This is a genomic window from Sulfitobacter sp. HI0040 (genome assembly GCF_001634885.1).
Lineage (GTDB): Bacteria > Pseudomonadota > Alphaproteobacteria > Rhodobacterales > Rhodobacteraceae > Sulfitobacter.
This window is the reverse complement of the sequence record NZ_LWEX01000524.1, coordinates 1-222: the sequence shown is the minus strand read 5'-3', so window position 1 is coordinate 222 and position 222 is coordinate 1. Positions and strand designations below refer to the sequence as shown.

Below are 222 nucleotides of genomic sequence, written 5' to 3'. Positions count from 1 at the left end.
TGCCCGTGATAAGCGGGAGGAAGGTGTGGATGACGTCAAGTCCTCATGGCCCTTACGGGTTGGGCTACACACGTGCTACAATGGCAGTGACAATGGGTTAATCCCAAAAAGCTGTCTCAGTTCGGATTGGGGTCTGCAACTCGACCCCATGAAGTCGGAATCGCTAGTAATCGCGTAACAGCATGACGCGGTGAATACGTTCCCGGGCCTTGTACACACCGC

Annotated in this window: 1 rRNA gene; it reads left to right on the top strand. The window is 54.5% G+C overall.

The window, feature by feature from the left end:
• A 16S ribosomal RNA gene (locus A3728_RS20005) occupies positions 1 to 222 on the top strand; the annotation flags it as partial.